The sequence below is a fragment of the Chryseobacterium sp. G0162 genome, assembly GCF_003815715.1.
Taxonomy (GTDB): Bacteria; Bacteroidota; Bacteroidia; order Flavobacteriales; family Weeksellaceae; genus Chryseobacterium.
Genome location: NZ_CP033922.1, coordinates 436,454 through 454,117, shown reverse-complemented (window position 1 = coordinate 454,117; position 17,664 = coordinate 436,454). Strand labels below are relative to the sequence as shown.

General features: G+C 37.4%; 19 protein-coding genes and 1 pseudogene. 5 read left to right on the top strand and 15 right to left on the bottom strand.

From position 1 onward, the window contains the following. Nucleotides 1–176 precede the first annotated feature (176 nt). The 10 genes and pseudogenes from EG344_RS02190 to EG344_RS02150 all read right to left on the bottom strand — a co-directional run bounded on the left by EG344_RS02190 (nt 177) and on the right by EG344_RS02150 (nt 7,972). Nucleotides 177–2,612, bottom strand: a complete 2,436-nt coding sequence (locus tag EG344_RS02190) for a TonB-dependent receptor (RefSeq protein ID WP_123908076.1) — start codon at nt 2,610–2,612, stop codon at nt 177–179. 29 nt (nt 2,613–2,641) lie between these two features. Beyond that, a complete protein-coding gene (locus tag EG344_RS02185) occupies nt 2,642–3,160 on the bottom strand; it encodes a GNAT family N-acetyltransferase (RefSeq protein WP_123860325.1) in 519 nt (172 codons plus the stop codon). Between the two features lie 5 nt (nt 3,161–3,165). Then, nucleotides 3,166–3,936, bottom strand: coding sequence for an ABC transporter ATP-binding protein (locus EG344_RS02180; protein WP_123908075.1), 771 nt, complete (start codon nt 3,934–3,936; stop codon nt 3,166–3,168). Further along, complete coding sequence (locus EG344_RS02175) at nt 3,933–4,871, bottom strand: FecCD family ABC transporter permease (protein WP_410494007.1); 939 nt, start codon at nt 4,869–4,871, stop codon at nt 3,933–3,935. Before EG344_RS02175 ends, EG344_RS02180 begins: the two co-directional genes overlap by 4 nt. Further along, a pseudogene (locus EG344_RS24485) lies at nt 4,840–4,923 on the bottom strand (hypothetical protein); the annotation flags it as partial. The gene EG344_RS02175 and the pseudogene EG344_RS24485, both read right to left, overlap by 32 nt. Before the next feature lie 19 nt (nt 4,924–4,942). Next, complete coding sequence (locus EG344_RS02170) at nt 4,943–5,956, bottom strand: ABC transporter substrate-binding protein (protein WP_123908073.1); 1,014 nt, start codon at nt 5,954–5,956, stop codon at nt 4,943–4,945. Continuing rightward, the gene (locus EG344_RS02165) at nt 5,946–6,422 is read right to left on the bottom strand and encodes an urease accessory protein UreE (protein WP_123908072.1); all 477 of its coding nucleotides are present in this window, start codon (nt 6,420–6,422) and stop codon (nt 5,946–5,948) included. The genes EG344_RS02170 and EG344_RS02165 overlap by 11 nt, the downstream gene beginning before the upstream one ends. Before the next feature lies 1 nt (nt 6,423). Then, nucleotides 6,424–7,137 carry a hydrogenase nickel incorporation protein HypB gene (gene hypB, locus EG344_RS02160; RefSeq protein WP_123908071.1) on the bottom strand — a complete coding sequence of 238 codons (714 nt, stop codon included), beginning with the start codon at nt 7,135–7,137 and terminating at the stop codon, nt 6,424–6,426. A 1-nt stretch (nt 7,138) separates the two neighbouring features. Next, the gene (locus tag EG344_RS02155) at nt 7,139–7,492 is read right to left on the bottom strand and encodes a hydrogenase maturation nickel metallochaperone HypA (RefSeq protein ID WP_123908070.1); all 354 of its coding nucleotides are present in this window, start codon (nt 7,490–7,492) and stop codon (nt 7,139–7,141) included. A gap of 117 nt (nt 7,493–7,609) precedes the next feature. Further along, nucleotides 7,610–7,972 carry a hypothetical protein gene (locus tag EG344_RS02150; protein WP_123908069.1) on the bottom strand — a complete coding sequence of 121 codons (363 nt, stop codon included), beginning with the start codon at nt 7,970–7,972 and terminating at the stop codon, nt 7,610–7,612. Between the two features lie 295 nt (nt 7,973–8,267). Here EG344_RS02150 and EG344_RS02145 point away from each other — a divergent pair, with 295 nt between their 5' ends. Beyond that, nucleotides 8,268–8,816 carry a hypothetical protein gene (locus tag EG344_RS02145; protein ID WP_123908068.1) on the top strand — a complete coding sequence of 183 codons (549 nt, stop codon included), beginning with the start codon at nt 8,268–8,270 and terminating at the stop codon, nt 8,814–8,816. Between the two features lie 392 nt (nt 8,817–9,208). Here EG344_RS02145 and EG344_RS02140 read toward each other — a convergent pair whose 3' ends face one another. Further along, nucleotides 9,209–9,766, bottom strand: a complete 558-nt coding sequence (locus tag EG344_RS02140) for a GNAT family N-acetyltransferase (protein WP_123908067.1) — start codon at nt 9,764–9,766, stop codon at nt 9,209–9,211. A 153-nt stretch (nt 9,767–9,919) separates the two neighbouring features. Here EG344_RS02140 and EG344_RS02135 point away from each other — a divergent pair, with 153 nt between their 5' ends. The 4 genes from EG344_RS02135 (at nt 9,920) to EG344_RS02120 (ending at nt 14,709) form a co-directional block, all read left to right on the top strand. Further along, complete coding sequence (locus tag EG344_RS02135) at nt 9,920–11,581, top strand: GIY-YIG nuclease family protein (protein WP_123908066.1); 1,662 nt, start codon at nt 9,920–9,922, stop codon at nt 11,579–11,581. A 240-nt stretch (nt 11,582–11,821) separates the two neighbouring features. Then, on the top strand, nt 11,822–12,616 hold the full coding sequence (locus EG344_RS02130; protein ID WP_123908065.1) for a class I SAM-dependent methyltransferase: 795 nt from the start codon (nt 11,822–11,824) through the stop codon (nt 12,614–12,616). Between the two features lie 215 nt (nt 12,617–12,831). Then, nucleotides 12,832–13,410, top strand: a complete 579-nt coding sequence (locus tag EG344_RS02125; protein WP_123908064.1) for a Crp/Fnr family transcriptional regulator — start codon at nt 12,832–12,834, stop codon at nt 13,408–13,410. Between the two features lie 363 nt (nt 13,411–13,773). After that, complete coding sequence (locus EG344_RS02120) at nt 13,774–14,709, top strand: ketopantoate reductase family protein (RefSeq protein ID WP_123908063.1); 936 nt, start codon at nt 13,774–13,776, stop codon at nt 14,707–14,709. A gap of 99 nt (nt 14,710–14,808) precedes the next feature. On the opposite strand, the gene EG344_RS02115 is transcribed toward EG344_RS02120, so the two are convergent. From EG344_RS02115 to EG344_RS02100, 4 genes are all read right to left on the bottom strand, one after another. Beyond that, nucleotides 14,809–15,693 (bottom strand): alpha/beta fold hydrolase, encoded by an 885-nt coding sequence (locus EG344_RS02115; protein WP_123908062.1) that lies wholly within the window; start codon nt 15,691–15,693, stop codon nt 14,809–14,811. A 106-nt stretch (nt 15,694–15,799) separates the two neighbouring features. Further along, nucleotides 15,800–16,150, bottom strand: coding sequence for a 4Fe-4S dicluster domain-containing protein (locus EG344_RS02110; RefSeq protein ID WP_123860339.1), 351 nt, complete (start codon nt 16,148–16,150; stop codon nt 15,800–15,802). 132 nt (nt 16,151–16,282) lie between these two features. After that, a complete protein-coding gene (locus tag EG344_RS02105; protein ID WP_123860340.1) occupies nt 16,283–16,606 on the bottom strand; it encodes a 2Fe-2S iron-sulfur cluster-binding protein in 324 nt (107 codons plus the stop codon). Between the two features lie 5 nt (nt 16,607–16,611). Then, nucleotides 16,612–17,664 carry an NAD(P)/FAD-dependent oxidoreductase gene (locus EG344_RS02100; protein ID WP_123908061.1) on the bottom strand — a complete coding sequence of 351 codons (1,053 nt, stop codon included), beginning with the start codon at nt 17,662–17,664 and terminating at the stop codon, nt 16,612–16,614.

The following is a 17,664-nucleotide window of genomic DNA, read 5'->3' as shown; positions in this document are numbered from 1 at the left end:
GTGCATTCGTGGCTATTAAAAGTAACCTCACTCAATCATCTTCGTAATCAGCAAAATCTGCGTGAAAATATCTTTCCGATTCAATGTATAAAACGTGAAATCCTTGCGATATACCGCACAATAAAAAGCCCGGACTGTAAAAAACAGCCCAGGCTTTATCAAGATTAAAAATAAGTTTAAAAAGAATACCCCACAGAAACCGTTACATTTCTTGGAGCTCCCGGAAAGGCTCGTGTATAATCAAAACCACCAAGAAAATAATAGGTATCGAAAATATTGTTGACATTCACTGCCATTTTCATTTTTCCGATATGATAATATACGGCTGCATTTACAGTGGTGTAAGACGGCCATTCTCCCCAAAGGGCAGTTCCATTGCTGTCTTTTCCAATGCTGTTATCCATACGTCTGGTGTCTACATAATACACTCCGGCTCCGAAACCAAGCCCTTTTAAGGCAGAGGTTGAGAAAACATATTTCAACCACATGCTGGCCATGTTTTTAGGAGCTCCCGGTAAGGCTTGTCCTACTTCAGAGGCAATGGAGGAAGATTTTACTTCTGTATCATTATAAGTATAATTCGCCATGATCTGAAACTCCTTTGTCAGCTGTCCACGGATATCCAATTCCACTCCTTTAGATACGGCTTCTCCTGATTGTCTGTAGACAGGAAATCCTGTTGTACTGATTTCTCCTGTTGCAATCAGCATATTTTTGCGCTCAATCTGGAAAAGAGATAAGTCCATTTGTAATTGGTTCTTAAAAAATCCGGTTTTAAGACCTGTTTCCACCTGGAAGCTATGTTCAGCGGTGAATGGTTTATCAGCACCATAATCCTGATAGTTCTGGATAAAGTTGGCGCCAACGGGAGCAAATCCCTGTGAATAACTTGCAAAATAATTGATCTGATCATTGATCTGGTATGTTAATCCAATACGAGGCAACCAAGCATTTTGAGTAGCACTAAAACGGTCTTTACCACTTACAGTTTCAGAATAATAATGCTCATGACGCAGTCCGACAATAAGTTTTAATCTGTCTGCAAATGAAATCTGATCCTGTACATAGATTCCGGTTGTTTTATAAGGACTTAAAAAGGGATAATTTCCCTGAGATAACCATACGTAATTACTAAGGTCGTGAGTGGTATACGTAGGATTGTTAAGGTCAAATGTCAACGGAACTATTTTTCCATCTATTCTTTGTTGCCTTGCCTCTCTTTGCTGATTATTGCTGTCTCCTTCATATTGGGCATAATCTACTCCTGTTACAATATGATTTTCGATTTTATGTCCGGTAAGATCCCATTTCAGATACACTACAGAGTTATCCGTATAATCTTTTCCATGACGGTCAAAAAAACGCATATTCATGATCGTATTATTGGGAGCGTCCGCATAGCTGTTCAGGGTACGGTGCTCATTCACATCTTCCTGATAGATAGACTTCATATAGCTTGCATTCAATGAGAGGTTATGCGTAAGACGCTGGCTTAGTCTTGCACTGAATGACAACGTTTTAGTATTATAAAAATCCGATGGCTGACTTAAAGTAAAGGAACGGTCCAGGGCATAAAAATCATTGTTTCTCAAACCCATTCCGCGGTCAAGATATCCATGAAACTGGTCATATACCAGATCAATATCTACCTGAGTTCCGTCAAATGGTTTAAAAGTAAAGGAAGGAGCAATCATAAAGTTTTTCTGCTGATTGACATTTCGAAAGGTTTTGCTGTCTTCATACCCTGCATTCAGACGGTACAGGATTTTCTTTTCTTTATCCAATGGCCCTGTCAAATCAATGCTGGTACGGATAGTCTGAAAACTCCCAACGGAGAAATTGATAGAACCTTTTTGCTTATCCAACGGCTTTTTAGTCACCATATTAATCGTTCCTCCGGGAGTCACATCTCCGAATAATGAGGCGCCAGGGCCTTTTAAAACAGAAACACTTTCCAGATTGATAGTTAAGGGAGAACGATAGTAACTGTTTCCGTAACTATATCCTGATCGGAGTCCATTCACAAGTCGGATTCCGGTTTCGTAGCCGCTTTTAAAACCACGAATGATAAGATCATCATAAGAAGAGGCTGTGGTTACCCCGGCCAAATCCTGAGCCACATCGCGGGTAGTATAGGCTTGTTTGTCTTCCATAAACTCACTGCTGACAATAGAAACGGATTGTGGAAGGTCTTTTAAATTCCCCGAAAATTTTCCACCCAATTCCAAATTATTGGTAAGGTAAGAATTGTTTCTTCTGGCAGTAATTAAAACCTCCTGAAGAGCCGTTTGATTTTCTACCAGGCGAATGGTAATTCCGTTTTTATCATCATAAGAAAGGGAATCTAATGTGATATTGGATCCGGAATACCCTTGGGCATCAATCATTAATTGAGCGGGATATTGAACCGGAGTTTCAAACTGAAATTTACCGTCTTTACTCGTTGTGGTCATGGTTCCCTGGTTGATGGAAACCGTGGCATTAGAAATTATTTTCCCTCCCTGATTCAGGATTTTTCCAAAAATAGGATGGGTTTCCTGTGCCGATAGGGCAAAAGGAAGTAAGAGCATTATACCATTGATGTATAATACTTTTTTAGTGATGTGCTTCATTGTATCTTTCTACGCTGTTGTAGTATTTATTATTCTGCGGTAATCATTAATTCCATGTGAAGAGTTGGGTAGGTACCTTCATAACATGATTTTAGAAGTTTAAAATCCTGTTTGAGCCAATAATCATACGCTCCCTGCAGAAAAGGATGGGTATGCAGGTATAATCGTTTTATATTTTTCTGTTGTGCAGTTTTAATCAGTTCCTGAAACAGTTGGGTAGCAATTCCTGCTCTTCGGTACTCCGGGTTGACGAATAATCTAGCCACTTCTACGGTTGTTTTTTCATCAATGTCCAGATGAGGAAAACGATAATCATAGGGCATCATACCAATAACACCTATCAGTTTTCCGGTTGCGGTTCGGGCTTGTAAAAAAGCTCCGGTAGGAGAGAGTAAATAATTCTGTTCAAAATTGACAAGATCTTTAGGGACGATCAAGGGATCTAATAAAGGGTACAATTGACGTCTGAATTCCATGACATAAGGAAGAACTTCAAATACCTGGTAATCCTGTACCAACGAAATCGTTATTTCTTCATGATTTTTCATATATTTTATTTTAGTTGTGGGGCAAACATGGGAGTTCCCTGATTATTCAGGGCAAGTAAAGGAACCTGATATGTCTCTTCAAGAAGCCGTTTCAATTCATCTGTTTCCAATGACTTAACAGCTACCAGTTCATGATGGCGCATGACAAAAAAATCATCGCCAAACTGAAAAGCAAGATTAGGATCATGCATTACACATAAAACGGTAGTTCCTTCACGGACTAACTGACGAATAACTTCTAATACAGCTACCTGATAATGAAGATCCAGATGGTTGGTAGGTTCATCCAGCATCAAAATATCCGGCTTCTGAACCAATACCCGGCATAACAGTACCAATTGGCGCTCGCCGCCGGAAAGAGAAGTATAAGGTTTATCTTTTAAGTGGGTTAAATTAAATTTTTGAAGAATGGCTTCTACTTCCTGATGGTCCGATTGTTTGGGTGAAAACCTGGAAAAAGAAGCTCTACCTGTTAAGACCACATCAAACACTTTAAATGGAAATGTAGTCTGATGAAATTGGGTTAAAAACCCTATGCGAACTGGAGTAGATGTCCCTATTTTTATTTTTCGGCGTTCCTTATCGGCAATCCATACGCTTCCTTTGTAATTTTTTTCTAACCCGGCAATAATCTTAAACAAAGTAGATTTACCACTTCCGTTTCTTCCTAAAATAACCGACAGTTTTCCTTTTGCAAATTTTGCATTAACATTATTCAGCACCTGATCTTTTCCATAATCAAAAGAAAGCTGTTCTATACTAATCATAGTGTTCATGAGTTCCAGTTTATGACATTTTTACGCATTAAATAGATGAAAATAGGGGCTCCGATAATCATGGTAAATACTCCGATCGGAATTTCAAAAGGCATTACAGTACGTGAGAAATCATCGATCAATAATAAAAATGCACCACCAATACTAATATTAGCCCAAACGGTAATGCTGTTGTTCGGACCAAAAATCATTCTGCTGATATGAGGAACGATTAATCCGAACAGGCTGATGACCCCAACAGCGGCAACAGATGATGCTGTAATCATCGTGGCTACTGCCATCAGAATCAGTTTCAGCACTGTAGGATTGACTCCAACAGCCATGGCTTCATGATCTCCCAAGGCTAAAAGGTTGAGTTTCCATCGAAGTACAACAATTACGGTTAAACCAATAAGAATTGGGAATACAGCAGTATGAACTTTCTGCCATGAAGCAGTATGCAGATTCCCCATGGTCCATTGTACAATAGCCTGTAATTTATAAGGATCACTCAGATATTGTAAAACGGTAAGAAATGCTGTAAATACTCCCGATACGATCATTCCGGCTAGAACCATACTGACAATGGATGTTTTGGCCCCGGCATACGAAACCAGATAAGTGATACCCACTGCCACAACTCCGAAGATAAAAGCAGAAATATTAACCGCCATTATGGGAAATAACATGGCTAATGCCGCTCCAAATGCGGAACCAGATGAAATTCCCAATGTAAATGGGTCAACGATAGGATTTCTGAAAACAGCCTGCAAAACTCCTCCGGAAGAAGCCAGAGAAGCACCTACGAGAAAAGTAAGGATGATGCGTGGTAGACGAACCTGCCATAAAATCGTATGCAGACTTCCCTGCAGAACGGCTTCATCTTTGGAAATCCCAAACTCCAGGGCGATATGATGAAACAGTTCTCCCATTCCAATATTCTGGCTGGAACCTATAACCAGTGAAACAAACACCAAAAGTATAGGAAGCAGGATGAGTAAGGAAGATGTTTTAATGCTTTTTATCATCAGATCAATCCTTTTTTGCCATAGATTATCTCGAAAGCTTTTTTTACATCCTGATCCAGCTGTTCCTGTGTATATTCAGGCATACACCAATGACGAAGCTGTTTGGCAAACAACATAAACTTCACCGTATGCGGGTCGTACGGAAACGATGGAGACATTACAAATACCTGCTTATTTTTAACGGCAGGAAGTGCTTCCAATTCCTTAAGGCTGTAAACATCCGATAACTTTGAATTCCACAGAATGATAAGATCAGGATTCCACTTATACATGGTTTCAGCACTGATATTGGGGGCTTCTACCGGAACAGGACAGGCATTCTGAGCTCCGGAAAGGGTAATGGCCATATCAATCAGGCTTCCTTTTCCTGAAGTAGACATGATACGTCCTTTTGACCACGCATAGTAGATCTTTTTAGGAGAAGTGGCTTGCGATGCTCTCATTTTTTTTACTTCATCAGCAACATATCCTGTAATTTCCTCAGCTCGTTTCTGTTTTCCAAGCAGTTTCCCAACATTTTTTAATTCATCAAGAATCTTTTCATCATTTAAAGAAGAAAAAGTAAATACCGGAATTCCAAGGTTTTCAATTTGATTGATATTATCCTCATCTGTATTGAAGGTGAGCACCAAATCAGGCTTCAATCCTACAATACTTTCTGCATTACTGGATTGGCCACCAAAAGTAGGTGTGGCAATGCTTTTATTTTTAATACGGTCATCAAGCTTGGAAAGGAAGCTGTAAGTATCTTCCATTTCGTAGATCTGTTGGGGGATTCCTACAATTTTTTCGCCTGCCTGAAGCATATAAACATCATCCACCAATGCATTGTATAAAACAACAACGCGCATCGCTTCATGAGGAAGGATGATCTTTTTACCTCTGCTGTCTGTTGCAGATACTTCCGCATTCGCTGAATTTTCTTTAGTACCGGAATTTTTCGGGTTATTACAGCTTTGCAATGCCAGAAGCAGAGCAGAACAACTTATAATAAACAGACTTTTAATTTTCATAGATTCTATTTTTTGCCAGATAACGTAAGGATTGATGAGATAAAAGCTGGGCATCGGTAAGCTCAATACGTCCACTATACCTGAAAGACAGCTGTTCATAAAGTTTTCCATCATAAGGCACTGCAAACTGTTGATTAGAGGTCATGAATACAGGTAAATGCTGATTCCCGATAAAGTAGCAGAAGTCTGCAGCTTCGGCATCATTTTCTGCGGGAAAACTTATGGTAAGACAGGGTTTGATTTCAATCGTTGCCATCAGTTGCCCATTATGATATAAGCCGTCTCCCTGCTGCCATTCCGTGCTATTTCCTAATCTCAGTTCCAAAACAAGCCCGGATCTGGTAGTCCGGGTTAGTTTTTGCTTTTTGTTTTCAAACCATTCGAGTTCCAGAACGTCAGAGCATTGATGGTTCAGATCAATTCCTGTTTTTATTTCATCAATTACGATTGGTTGTACTGTATTCATATTAAGCTTCTTTAGCGCTTTCTTTTTTCAGTTTTACTTTTTCCTTCAGCCAGTTGCACCATTCTTCAATTCCGTCACCGTTGAGTGTGCTGATGGTCATTACTTCAAGATTAGGGTTTACTTCATGGGCATCTTTTGTTACCGCTTCTACAGAGAATGGAACATAAGGAAGCAAGTCTGCTTTAGAAACAAGCATCAGTTCACTGGTTAAGAACATACGGGGGTACTTTTTAGGTTTATCATCGCCTTCAGTAGAAGCCAGAAGAGTGACACGATAATCTTCTCCAAGGTCAAATGCTGATGGGCAAAGAAGATTTCCTACGTTTTCGATGAATAATAAATCAACACCTTCTAAATCGATGTGATCCAGTGCCTGCAAAATCATCTGAGCCTCAATGTGACACATGCCACCCGTTACAATCTGTAAGGCATTGATTCCTACCTCACGCATTCTGATCGCATCACGCTCTGTTTCCGGGTCGCCTACAAGAATTGAAATATTAAGATCCTGCGCCAGTCTTTTTCCGGTTTCCTGCATTAATGTTGTTTTCCCGGATCCCGGAGAGGAACATACATTGATAACGCAGACATCTTTCAGACGGTCTCTGATGGCTTTGGCTACAAAATCATTAGCCTTTAATAAATGAAGAGTGGTATTATCACATTGAACCGATCCTACGCGGTTTCCTAGACTTTTTGGATTAGCTGTTGACATATTAATGATTTTTTTGTTTAAAAATTACTTTTGAAATAAAGAGTTCGTTTCCCTGAACAATATGAGCAGAGGGAGTTCCGCAGTCGTCGCACACAAATTTGTGGTACCTGACCGGAAAATCTTTGTGGCACCGGTCACAGTGAGCTATAATATCGTTGACGCGCACTTCAAGTTCCATTTCCTGGTAGTACGGATGGTCGGTAATGAATGCATCAAACGCATTCTGAATCAGGACAGGCTGCACATTGGATAATAGTCCTGCCGTTACCTGAACCTGTTGGATATCTTCTACTTTAGCATGATAATGCTCTTGCAAAGTGTCAAAGATATCCTTCACTATACTCAATTCATGCATAGCTTATATTTTTATAGGTGAAACTGATTACCTGAATTTTTCGGATAACCTTAATAAGAATTATAGATGTGAAACCCAATATTGGCGGGTGTTTAAATGTAGATTAAAGCATGAAGCTTATATTCTGATCTTTAGATTATGAAATAAAAGATATTTGGGAAGGTGATAATGATGTGCCCATTGTGTTTCAGAACTCATTATCGTAGTAGAGTTTAAGGGAGATCCCCATGAAAACATTTCTTTTTCAAAAAGGATAAAAGGCAGATCAAAAAAAGTTTTGTCAACATCAAAATCATTTTCAACAATCGATGCGATGAACAAAAGATCATGCTGCTGAACGGAATTAGATACTTTAAAACTTATTTGATTCTCTGAAGAATGAACAGAAATATTACTTTTTTTGTGGTGAGCGAATCCCAGTAGTAATGTAAAAAACAGGACAAGCATAAAAGTAATTGATATGTAAAGAGACTTCTTCATTGAGTATAGCAAATTTACATCATTTTAGCACCTGCATTCTTACCAAAAACCTTTTAAAAATGTTCAAAATCAGGACGGAATAGACTTCTTTATAGAATACTTGTTTTATGCTTTTTTTATGTATTTTAATTGTTATGTTTTTGCAAATCAATGTATTAATTTAATGTTTCTCGCTTTTTAAGGTTTAATGAGAATGTTGAAAAAAATGACTTTTTGATTTTGAATATAAAAAAGTAGTAATTTTGAGTAAAGCACCTGTATGATAGGCTAATTTTAATTTAAAAATGATAACAAAATGAATATATCCAAGTATCAGTTTATCCTGTTTTTTATATTGATTTCCATCGCTGTACCTGCTCAGAAAAAGAAAAATAAAGAGGCTCCACCAACGCCTAAAAAAGTGGAGTATATGTATCCTGAACCTAAAGCAAAAGAAGCGGCTCTCAATGCTGAAATGGAGGGTAACACAGCATTCAGATGGAAGAATGAGCCCGAAATATTAACCACTTTCACTCCTGATGACCTTGTGGAAAAGATCTATGATTTCAGTGGAATGTATGCTGTACGTATTATGTCTCATTATCCATTGAAGACCGTAAGCTATAAAAAACCGGATAAAGGAGATGATCGTGTTGTTCTTCTAGGATATACTGTAAGATATGAAGATTACGATACCATTGAACTAAAAGGAAGTAAAATGACAATTTCTGATAAAAAAGATCCTAAAAAGGAAAAAATAATCCTTGAGGTGATAAAAAAAGGAAATAAAATTATTAAGATCAAGGAAGTAAAGACAGGAAGAGTATTTAGTAAATCGGAATATTCTCCCTCTCCATCCATATAAAGTTTCACCATATTTTCTATGTGCTTCTATTTTTTTTAACCGTATAAGCACATAGATTTTGACCTGGATGAAAGTTATTTATTAATTTTATACAGGCCGGCTTTTATGATTGTTTATTGAAGATATAGACAGAACCATTTTACTACTGGAAAAGAAGTTTTATAATTCACAAAGGTAATTATATACAATTTTACACTAATGCGGTTATCTTATTACTATGGCTCTGTCATTCTGAATACAGACTGGAGGTCTGCGGACGTAGTTCAGAAGTGAAATGAAGAATCTAAGCGATATTATGAGATTCTTCCTTTGTCAGAAATCGAAGATTCGACGTAGTCAATGACAGTGATGTATAATATAGCCACTTTCACAAATATTTGGTTTTTATTAGTTTACGCTTTCGAAAAATAGTCTTCTTCAAGAATAGCATATTCGTAATTATCACTCCATCCGCTTTTTAAGGGGAGTAGTTTTCTGCGATGTGCCTCTCTTATCATACCACACTTTTCCATGACTTTATAGGAAGCAATATTGTCAACAGCACAACCGGCTTCAATCCTATGCAGTTTTAAATCTTCAAAACCAAATTGAATGATTCTTTCTAACGCTTCCGTTCCATATCCTTTTCCCCAGACTTCAGGGCTAAGCTTATACCATGTTTCTGCATTTTTGTAATGAAGCTTAATAAGATCAATACCGATAATGCCTGCAAAAGTTTGGTCAATGGCCGTTTCTATTAAAAAAGTAAACTTTTTCCGGTCTTCACCATATTTTGCTTCTGATTGCCATGTGTTTATCAATTTTTGGGTTTCTTTTTCGTCATCGGCGTAAGAAGTAGGATTAAATGCTGTACTTTCTGGTTTTAAAAGCATTTCATGCACACTTGAAACATCACTTTCTTTGAATGGACGCAGGGTTAACTGTTTTGATTTTAATATAAGGTCGCTCATTGAATAATGCATTTTTTATCGAATATAAAAATAGTCAGAATTCAGGGGATCAGAAAATGTTCTGAAAAATAAATAAAACTAGATAGATTACGGTTTCCCATACATCAAGGCTCATGATTTTGCCTATTATTGTACCCTAATCTCTAATTAACCATGGAAATCGTATTAATTATTATTTTGCTTCTGTTAGTGTTTTATGCATTTGGAAAATCTGGAACATTAAAAAAAGAATCTCTTAAAAAAGATACTAAGATTGCAAACCTGAACCGTGAAAATAGTCAATTAAAGACTGATGTATTAAAATTACAGACAGATAAAGGTGTTTTAAGCAAAAAAAATGCAGAGTTATTACAACACAATGATGCTTTAAGAAAATATCAGGATATCATTGATGTTAAATTAGAGTGTGAATATCTATTGCAAAAAGCACAGAGAGATGGTTTGAAGATAAAGGCAAGGGCAGAACTGGAACTTTCTGATGCACAGGGACAGGCACGAGAAATGCGTAGAAATGTAAAGGAACTCACAGATAAAAGATCGAGGGAAATTGAATTACTGTATGAAAATGCTGTAAATGAGGCTAAGCGTATTGTTGATAATGCAGAAATAAGGGCCGAATCAATTGGCGGTGACGCGTACCGAAGCTTAAGAGAAGCCGATCAGATTGCAGAGAGGGTTAAAGCCATGAAAAATGTCATCAAAGGCTATGGAAATGAATATTTAATACCAACCTATACTTTACTGGATGAGCTGGCTGAAGATTTTGGACATAAAGAAGCTGGAGAAAATTTGAAGAAACTGCGTCAGAATAATAAGCTTATGATTGTAAGCAGACAAGCTGGAATTTGTGATTATATGGATGAATCAAGAAGGAACACAGCTATTGATTTTGTTATTGATGCTTATAACGGAAAAGCAGACTCTATTTTATCTTCCGTAAAAAAAGACAATTTTGGAACATTGAAACAAAAGATGGATGATGCTTTCCAATTGGTTAATTTTAACGGGCAGGCCTTTAGAAATGCAAGAATCTCAGAGGTATACCACAGCGCTAGAGTTGAAGAATTAAAATGGGCAGTTGTTGCTCAGGAACTGAAGTGGCAGGAGCAGGAAGAGCAAAGACAAATTCGGGAACAGATCCGTGAAGAGGAGAGAGCCCGTAAGGAATATGAAAGAGCTATTAAAGAAGCTGAAAAAGAAGAATTGACTTTAAAAAGATTGATTGAAAAAGCAGAATCTCAGGTCGCAAGAGCAAATGAAGAGCAAAAGCTGCAATTTCAACAGAAACTGGAAGAGCTACAGCAGAAGCTTACTCAGGCAGAAGAAAAAAATCAAAGAGCTATATCCATGGCTCAACAGACCAGAACAGGAAATGTCTATATTATTTCCAATATTGGGTCATTTGGAGAAGATGTTTATAAAATTGGTATGACAAGACGTCTGGAACCTTTAGACCGTGTCCGGGAATTAGGAGATGCCAGTGTTCCATTTGAATTTGATGTTCACGCGATGATCTATTGTGATGATGCACCGGCATTGGAAAAACAATTGCACCGGAAGTTCTTGAAAAGGCAGCTTAATAAAATCAATCCAAGAAAAGAGTTTTTTAAATTAAATATCCATGAGGTAAGAAGTTATCTGGAATCTATGGGGATTAGCTGTAAATGGACCCTATCTGCGGAAGCCAAACAATATCGTGAAACTTTGAAGCTTGAAGAAGAAATGAAAACGAATAAACAACTTGAGGCTGAATGGGAACAATATCAGGAAATTGAAGATCCTGTTACGTATGATGAAGTAATGAGTGAGGAATAAGATTCTTTTTTCAATACACCAGAGAAGATTGTGAATGTCATCTATAAAGTCTTTAAACATATACGGTTTAAAGACTTTTTCTGTAATAAAATAATCTAATACAGCCAAAATACAATCATTTATCAGTCTTTTTCGCGAAAATAGACAGCCTTTTCAGCGTTGTTGGGTATTAAAGTCTCTATATTTGGATACTGTAATGCATTGTAAGTGTTTTATAATGCCAATGAAAAAGATAATAATATGCAAGAAGAAAAAATTGACTTTTTACACCACAATGAGTCAGCCTGGGACAAACAGGCATTGGAACAGAATGAATGGTCTCAGGCAGTAAGTTCAGAATTAATTAATGAGGCAAAGGAAGGGAAATGGGAAGTACATCTTACCCCAAAACCTTTAAATAAAGCCTGGTTGGGAGATATAAAAGGAAAGAAAATTTTGTGTCTGGCATCTGCAGGTGGGCAGCAGGCTCCGGTGCTGGCTGCTGTGGGAGCAGAGGTTGTTGTGTTTGATATTTCGGAAGAGCAGCTGAGACAGGATGACAAGGTAGCAGAACGCGACGGATTATCCCTGAAAACGGTCCAGGGAGATATGAGAGACCTCAGTGCTTTTGAAAATGAATCTTTTGATATCGTTTTTCATCCCATCTCCAATCATTATGTGGAAGACGTAAATCCTGTCTGGAAAGAAGCTTACAGAGTCTTAAAAAAGGGTGGATCTTTATTGTCCAGTTTTTTCAATCCGGTTGTTTTTGTAGCGGACCGTAATCCACAGGATATGGCAGAAGGAATCATCAGACCTAAATATACTTTGCCTTATGCAGATATCAGAGACCTGAATCAGGAGCAGATTGCCAGAAAAATGGAGAATCAGGAAGCACTGGTTTTTGGACATTCTCTTTCTGATCTGATTGGTGGCCAATTAAAGGCCGGCTTTGTGATTGCCGATTTTACAGAAGAAATGCAGCCCCATCCAAGATTTTTAATTGATAAATACCTGCCGACCTTTATAGCAACAAAAGCGGTAAAACTAAATTAGATGTAATCATAAAAACTGTAACTTTTTAAATTAAAGTTTCTCATCATTACTGATATCACAGTTGAAGACGTAATCATTCCCTTCCACCGGAAGGGTGTCAAATCGTAGAATTGATGGAGGGTTTATTATCTGTTCTTCAATTTATATTTTCACTGAAAATTCACAGAATTATCCCTATTTTAGACAGCTAAAAATATATAGCCTTGTACTTTGCAATGGATAAATCATCGATCAATAATTATTTTCATTCCCTGTTCAGTATTAAAGATGAAGTGGTTGAGAAAATTACAGAAACCTTCAAACCGTTTGAGCTGAAAGCTAATGATATTGTGTTGGATCAGAATACCATCAGCACTAAAACCTATTTTCTGGAAAAAGGTTACGTTCGTTCTTATCTGCTGAATGAAGATAATGAAGAAATTACCACAAATATTTATGCTGCCCCTTGTTTTGTGAATGATTTTTTATCCTTTTTCAGGCAGCAGCCCACCAAAGAGATCTATCAGGCTGTTACAGACTGTATGTTCTGGGAAACCGGTTTGGAGAATGTACAGTATAATTTCCATAATATTCCTGAATTCCGGGAATTCAGCAGGCTGCTTTTTGTCCTGAACTATCACAACATTCACGACAGACTGATTGAGATGGCGAGCCAGAAGGCTTCTACCCGGTATTCTAATCTGATGAAGAAAGATCCCAATATTTTTCAACATGTTCCGCTTAAGGTAATTGCTTCCTATCTTGGAATTAAGGACAGCTCATTAAGCAGAATCAGAAGAGATATTCATAAGTAAAGAGGGAAGCTGGAGGCTGGAAGGTATTGCAGACGAATAATTTCTGATATTTTTTTACTTAATTAAGCACTTATGAAATCTACAGCATGCAATTTTATCGGAGATAAAATCGTTGTGCCTTAAAAAATTGTCCACATCCAAAACCTCTTGCGCCTTCGCGATTTCCAACAAACCTACCCCTATAACAAGAGAAAATCTGTAAAAATAGAATGAATTTTGTTTTGGAATCTCCATAGCTTCCTACCTCCGGCTCCCAGCTTCCATCCCGTCAAAACCCCATTATTTCCTCAAAATCTACCATTTCTTTTCATTTGTCAAGTGATAGATTAAAATTTGTCATTCATCTTTGCTAAAAATAATTTCATGAACAAAAAACATATTGTAGTTGTAGGATTAGGAGGCGTAGGGGGATACTTTGGTTTTAAAATCAATCAGATTAACGAAACTTCCGGGAAATATACTGTTTCTTTTGCGGCTAGAGGAGAAACTTATGATAAAGTAAAAGAAAATGGATTAGTATTACTTTCACCGGAGCATCCCAATGACCGGACTCGCCCTAATGCGATTGAGGAGAATATCAGCGATATTAAAAATCCCGATCTGGTTTTGATCTGTGTAAAAGAATATGATCTTGAAAATGTCTGTAAACAACTTAAAGAGGTTATTACCAAAGAGACAATAGTACTTCCCATGATGAATGGAGCAGACATTTATGACAGAATCCGAAAAATAATTCCAGACCACATTATTCTACCAACCTGTATTTATGTAGCGTCTCATATCAAAAAAAGAGGGACAGTGGAACATAAAGGAAAAGCTGGGAAAATGATTGTAGGAAGAGATCCTGAACATTTTTCAAGTGATGTTGCATGGGTAACAGAGCTACTTGAAGAAAGCAAGATTGACTTTGACTTTAAAGATAATTCCTTAGCCGATATCTGGACGAAGTTTATTTTCATTGCCAGCTTTGGACTGGTAACAGCCAAACATAATTCATCCATAGGAACCGTATGTACTGATGAACAGCAGAAAGCTGAAGCAACGGAAATTATGAAGGAAATAAAACAGATTGCAGATAAAAAACAAATTCACCTTTCGGAAGATATTATAGAAAGAACCTTTGAAAAAGCATCTACATTTCCTTTTGAAACTCCAACATCCTTACAGTTGGATATTCATTCCGGAAAGAAAGATAACGAACTGGAATTGTTTGCCGGAGCGGTTTTAAAATATGGAGCAGATGTTCATCTTGATACACCTTTTACTCAAAAGATATATCATGAAATTAAAGGAAAGTAAGTTTGGACTAAAACCGGATTAAATACTAAAAGGCGGATTGAAACCCGCCTTTATAGATTGAAGAAATTTAAATATAATGTTGATTATGCGTGGCTATTATTAAAACTCACGATCCCGATCTTTAATAGTTCTGAATTTTGTTTTAAAAAAAGTATCTGCTTTAGCATTGAATTCATCTGTATAAACCACTAAAGTAGCATGTCCAGAGTTGGGTAAAATCCAAAGATTGGCTTTAGGGATATTTCTGAAGATTTCCAGGGTATGTTCCGGTTTTATCACATCATTATCTCCTCCAATTACAAGAACAGGAACCTTAATGCTCTTTAAAGCTTTTGGATCTATATTGGGCTGTTCACTCAATAATCTTTTAAGCTTGAAAACCATATCATCCAGATCTGTTTTGTTTTTTTTATTGGCAAAAACCTCTTTAAATTTTGCATAATTATCACTCACTCTTTTAAATACATCAGGTTGTACTGCTGTAGAATCAGGTCTTAAATTAGCTCCGGTAACAATGAGTTTCTTTACCTTTTCCGGATGTCTCATGCTTAGCAAAAGTCCGTTAATTCCTCCGTCACTCCAGCCCATCACAAAAGCAGAATCAATTTTCATTGTCTGAAGGAGTGCTGCATAATCATCAGCCATCATTTCGTAAGTAAGAGCGTTTCCTTTATCTATTGATTTTCCCTGTGCTCTGCTATCGGCAACAATCACTTTATAATGTTTGGAAAAATAGGGGATTTGTTTAGAAAAATCTACAATTGAGCCCCCATTTCCATGGATGAGAAGCAAGGGCTGGCCTTCTCCATAGATTTCACAATACATTTTGATTCCATTAATATCATAATATTTACCTGCTTTTGGATTATTACCATAATTGGATTTTTCTAAAAGCTGAATATATTCTTTTTTGAGCTTTGGAACATCTGTCTGAGCTGATATTAAAGCAGAGAGCATAACGAGAAAAAATAATACCGGTTTCATAATTTATAGTATTGGGTTTAAATTATTGATGATATTTCGTTTCCCGATTAGTAGAAATAGGTTAAGTCATTGTTACAAAATAAATTAATGAATAATATATGAAAGATTAAACTTCATGCATAAATTTCTGCCGGTCAAATAATACTTCATCACTTTCACGATGGTCCGGATCATCAATACAGCAGTCTACAGGGCAAACAGCCTTACACTGAGGTTCTTCATGAAAACCTTTACATTCCGTACATTTTCCAGAGACAATATAATAGACCTCATCCGAAACCGCCTGATTATAAGCTCCTGCATCAGCTTCAGTTCCATCCGGGAAGGTGATATGACCCGAAAGTTTGGTTTTATCCTGCCAACGCCAGTCGATGGCGCCTTCGTAAATGGCTGAATTTGGGCATTCCGGTTCACAGGCTCCGCAATTGATACAGTCATCAGTTATTTTAATTGCCATATTTTTATTTTTAAAATGTTGTAAAAAAGGGATTTCTTCAACATACTGTTTTAGAAATCCCTACTAAACTTAATTAAAACAGTTCCAACAATTTATTACATCATAAACTGTGCAAACTTGATCTTGAATCTGTTAATTTGCTGCAATTTCTATGGAGAGTCCATCCATTTGACCAGTCAGATAGATTTGACATGCCAATCTGCTGGTTTCCTTGGTGGTGAATAATTCTGAAAGAAGGGCCTCTTCCACATCATTTTTCTCAGATAATGAGGCCGCTCCATTCAGAATATAGCAATGACAGGTGGCACACATCGCCATACCACCACACATGGCTTCCATAGGAAGTTCATAGGCTTTACAGATGTCTTTTAAAGTAAGTCCCATCTCCAGTGGACAGATCAGGGTATGTTGAATACCAGTCTGATCTGTCACTGTAATTGTTATTTCGTCTTTCATGGATATTAGTCAATCGTTGCTACTACTTGTTTTTCTGCTTGTTTCTTCGTTCCGTCAAAACCTTCAACACCGCTTACAGTAGTGTATTTTAAAACAAACTTTTTATTAGGATTCAGCCGCTGGTAAATGCTTTGGCAAGCAATGGCTGCTTCATGAAACCCACATAAGATTAGCTTCATTTTAAAAGGATAAGTATTGATATCGCCTACAGCATAAACGCCTCCAATATTGGTCTGGAAATCTGTACCGTTATCCACTTTAATTGCGTTTTTTTCAAGTTCCAGCCCCCAGTCAGTCAAAGGTCCAAGCTTAGGAACCAATCCGAATAAAGGAATAAAATGATCGGCTTCAATGGTTTGAATGGCTCCTTCTTTTTCCACTACAATTTCCTGTAGAGAATTTTCGCCTTTAAGGCCAATAACCTCTGCCGGAGTCACCAGATTGATCTTTCCTTCATGCTTTAATTTTTTTACTTTTTCTACTGAATCCAGAGCTCCTCTGAATTCATTTCGTCTGTGAATTAAAGTCAATGATGATGCTTTTTCCGCAAGATGTATAGTCCAGTCCAGGGCAGAATCTCCGCCTCCGGCAATCACCACACGCTTTCCTGCATAATCTTCCGGACGTTTGATGAAATAATTGACACCACGGTCTTCATACAAGGAAATGTTTTCAATAGGTGGTTTTTTAGGTTCAAAACTTCCCAGGCCACCGGCAATTACAACAGCCTTTGCTCTATGTTTTGTTCCTTTATCTGTAATTACTTCAAAAAGATTTTCTTCCAGTTTCAGGAGATGTACAGCGGTTTCATTAAATGTAAATCCGGGTTCAAACTGTTTGATCTGTTCATAAAGATTATCAATCAGGTCACCAGCCAATACACTCGGAAATCCCGGAATATCAAAAATGGGTTTCTTGGGATATAATTCTGATAACTGGCCTCCCATCTGTGGCAATGCATCAATAATATGACAGTGCATTTTGAGAAGGCCGGCTTCAAAAACCGTAAATAACCCTGCAGGGCCGGCACCAATGATCAGTATATCTGTTTCTATCAT

Excerpts from the sequence above, each read along its gene's own strand:
- EG344_RS02190 (WP_123908076.1), bottom strand. The coding sequence starts at position 2,612 with ATGAAGCACATCACTAAAAAAGTATTATACATCAATGGTATAATGCTC.
- EG344_RS02185 (WP_123860325.1), bottom strand. The coding sequence starts at position 3,160 with ATGAAAAATCATGAAGAAATAACGATTTCGTTGGTACAGGATTACCAG.
- EG344_RS02180 (WP_123908075.1), bottom strand. The coding sequence starts at position 3,936 with ATGAACACTATGATTAGTATAGAACAGCTTTCTTTTGATTATGGAAAA.
- EG344_RS02170 (WP_123908073.1), bottom strand. The coding sequence starts at position 5,956 with ATGAAAATTAAAAGTCTGTTTATTATAAGTTGTTCTGCTCTGCTTCTG.
- EG344_RS02165 (WP_123908072.1), bottom strand. The coding sequence starts at position 6,422 with ATGAATACAGTACAACCAATCGTAATTGATGAAATAAAAACAGGAATT.
- hypB (WP_123908071.1), bottom strand. The coding sequence starts at position 7,137 with ATGTCAACAGCTAATCCAAAAAGTCTAGGAAACCGCGTAGGATCGGTT.
- EG344_RS02155 (WP_123908070.1), bottom strand. The coding sequence starts at position 7,492 with ATGCATGAATTGAGTATAGTGAAGGATATCTTTGACACTTTGCAAGAG.
- EG344_RS02150 (WP_123908069.1), bottom strand. The coding sequence starts at position 7,972 with ATGAAGAAGTCTCTTTACATATCAATTACTTTTATGCTTGTCCTGTTT.
- EG344_RS02145 (WP_123908068.1), top strand. The coding sequence starts at position 8,268 with ATGAATATATCCAAGTATCAGTTTATCCTGTTTTTTATATTGATTTCC.
- EG344_RS02140 (WP_123908067.1), bottom strand. The coding sequence starts at position 9,766 with ATGAGCGACCTTATATTAAAATCAAAACAGTTAACCCTGCGTCCATTC.
- EG344_RS02135 (WP_123908066.1), top strand. The coding sequence starts at position 9,920 with ATGGAAATCGTATTAATTATTATTTTGCTTCTGTTAGTGTTTTATGCA.
- EG344_RS02130 (WP_123908065.1), top strand. The coding sequence starts at position 11,822 with ATGCAAGAAGAAAAAATTGACTTTTTACACCACAATGAGTCAGCCTGG.
- EG344_RS02125 (WP_123908064.1), top strand. The coding sequence starts at position 12,832 with ATGGATAAATCATCGATCAATAATTATTTTCATTCCCTGTTCAGTATT.
- EG344_RS02120 (WP_123908063.1), top strand. The coding sequence starts at position 13,774 with ATGAACAAAAAACATATTGTAGTTGTAGGATTAGGAGGCGTAGGGGGA.
- EG344_RS02115 (WP_123908062.1), bottom strand. The coding sequence starts at position 15,693 with ATGAAACCGGTATTATTTTTTCTCGTTATGCTCTCTGCTTTAATATCA.
- EG344_RS02110 (WP_123860339.1), bottom strand. The coding sequence starts at position 16,150 with ATGGCAATTAAAATAACTGATGACTGTATCAATTGCGGAGCCTGTGAA.
- EG344_RS02105 (WP_123860340.1), bottom strand. The coding sequence starts at position 16,606 with ATGAAAGACGAAATAACAATTACAGTGACAGATCAGACTGGTATTCAA.
- EG344_RS02100 (WP_123908061.1), bottom strand. The coding sequence starts at position 17,664 with ATGATAGAAACAGATATACTGATCATTGGTGCCGGCCCTGCAGGGTTA.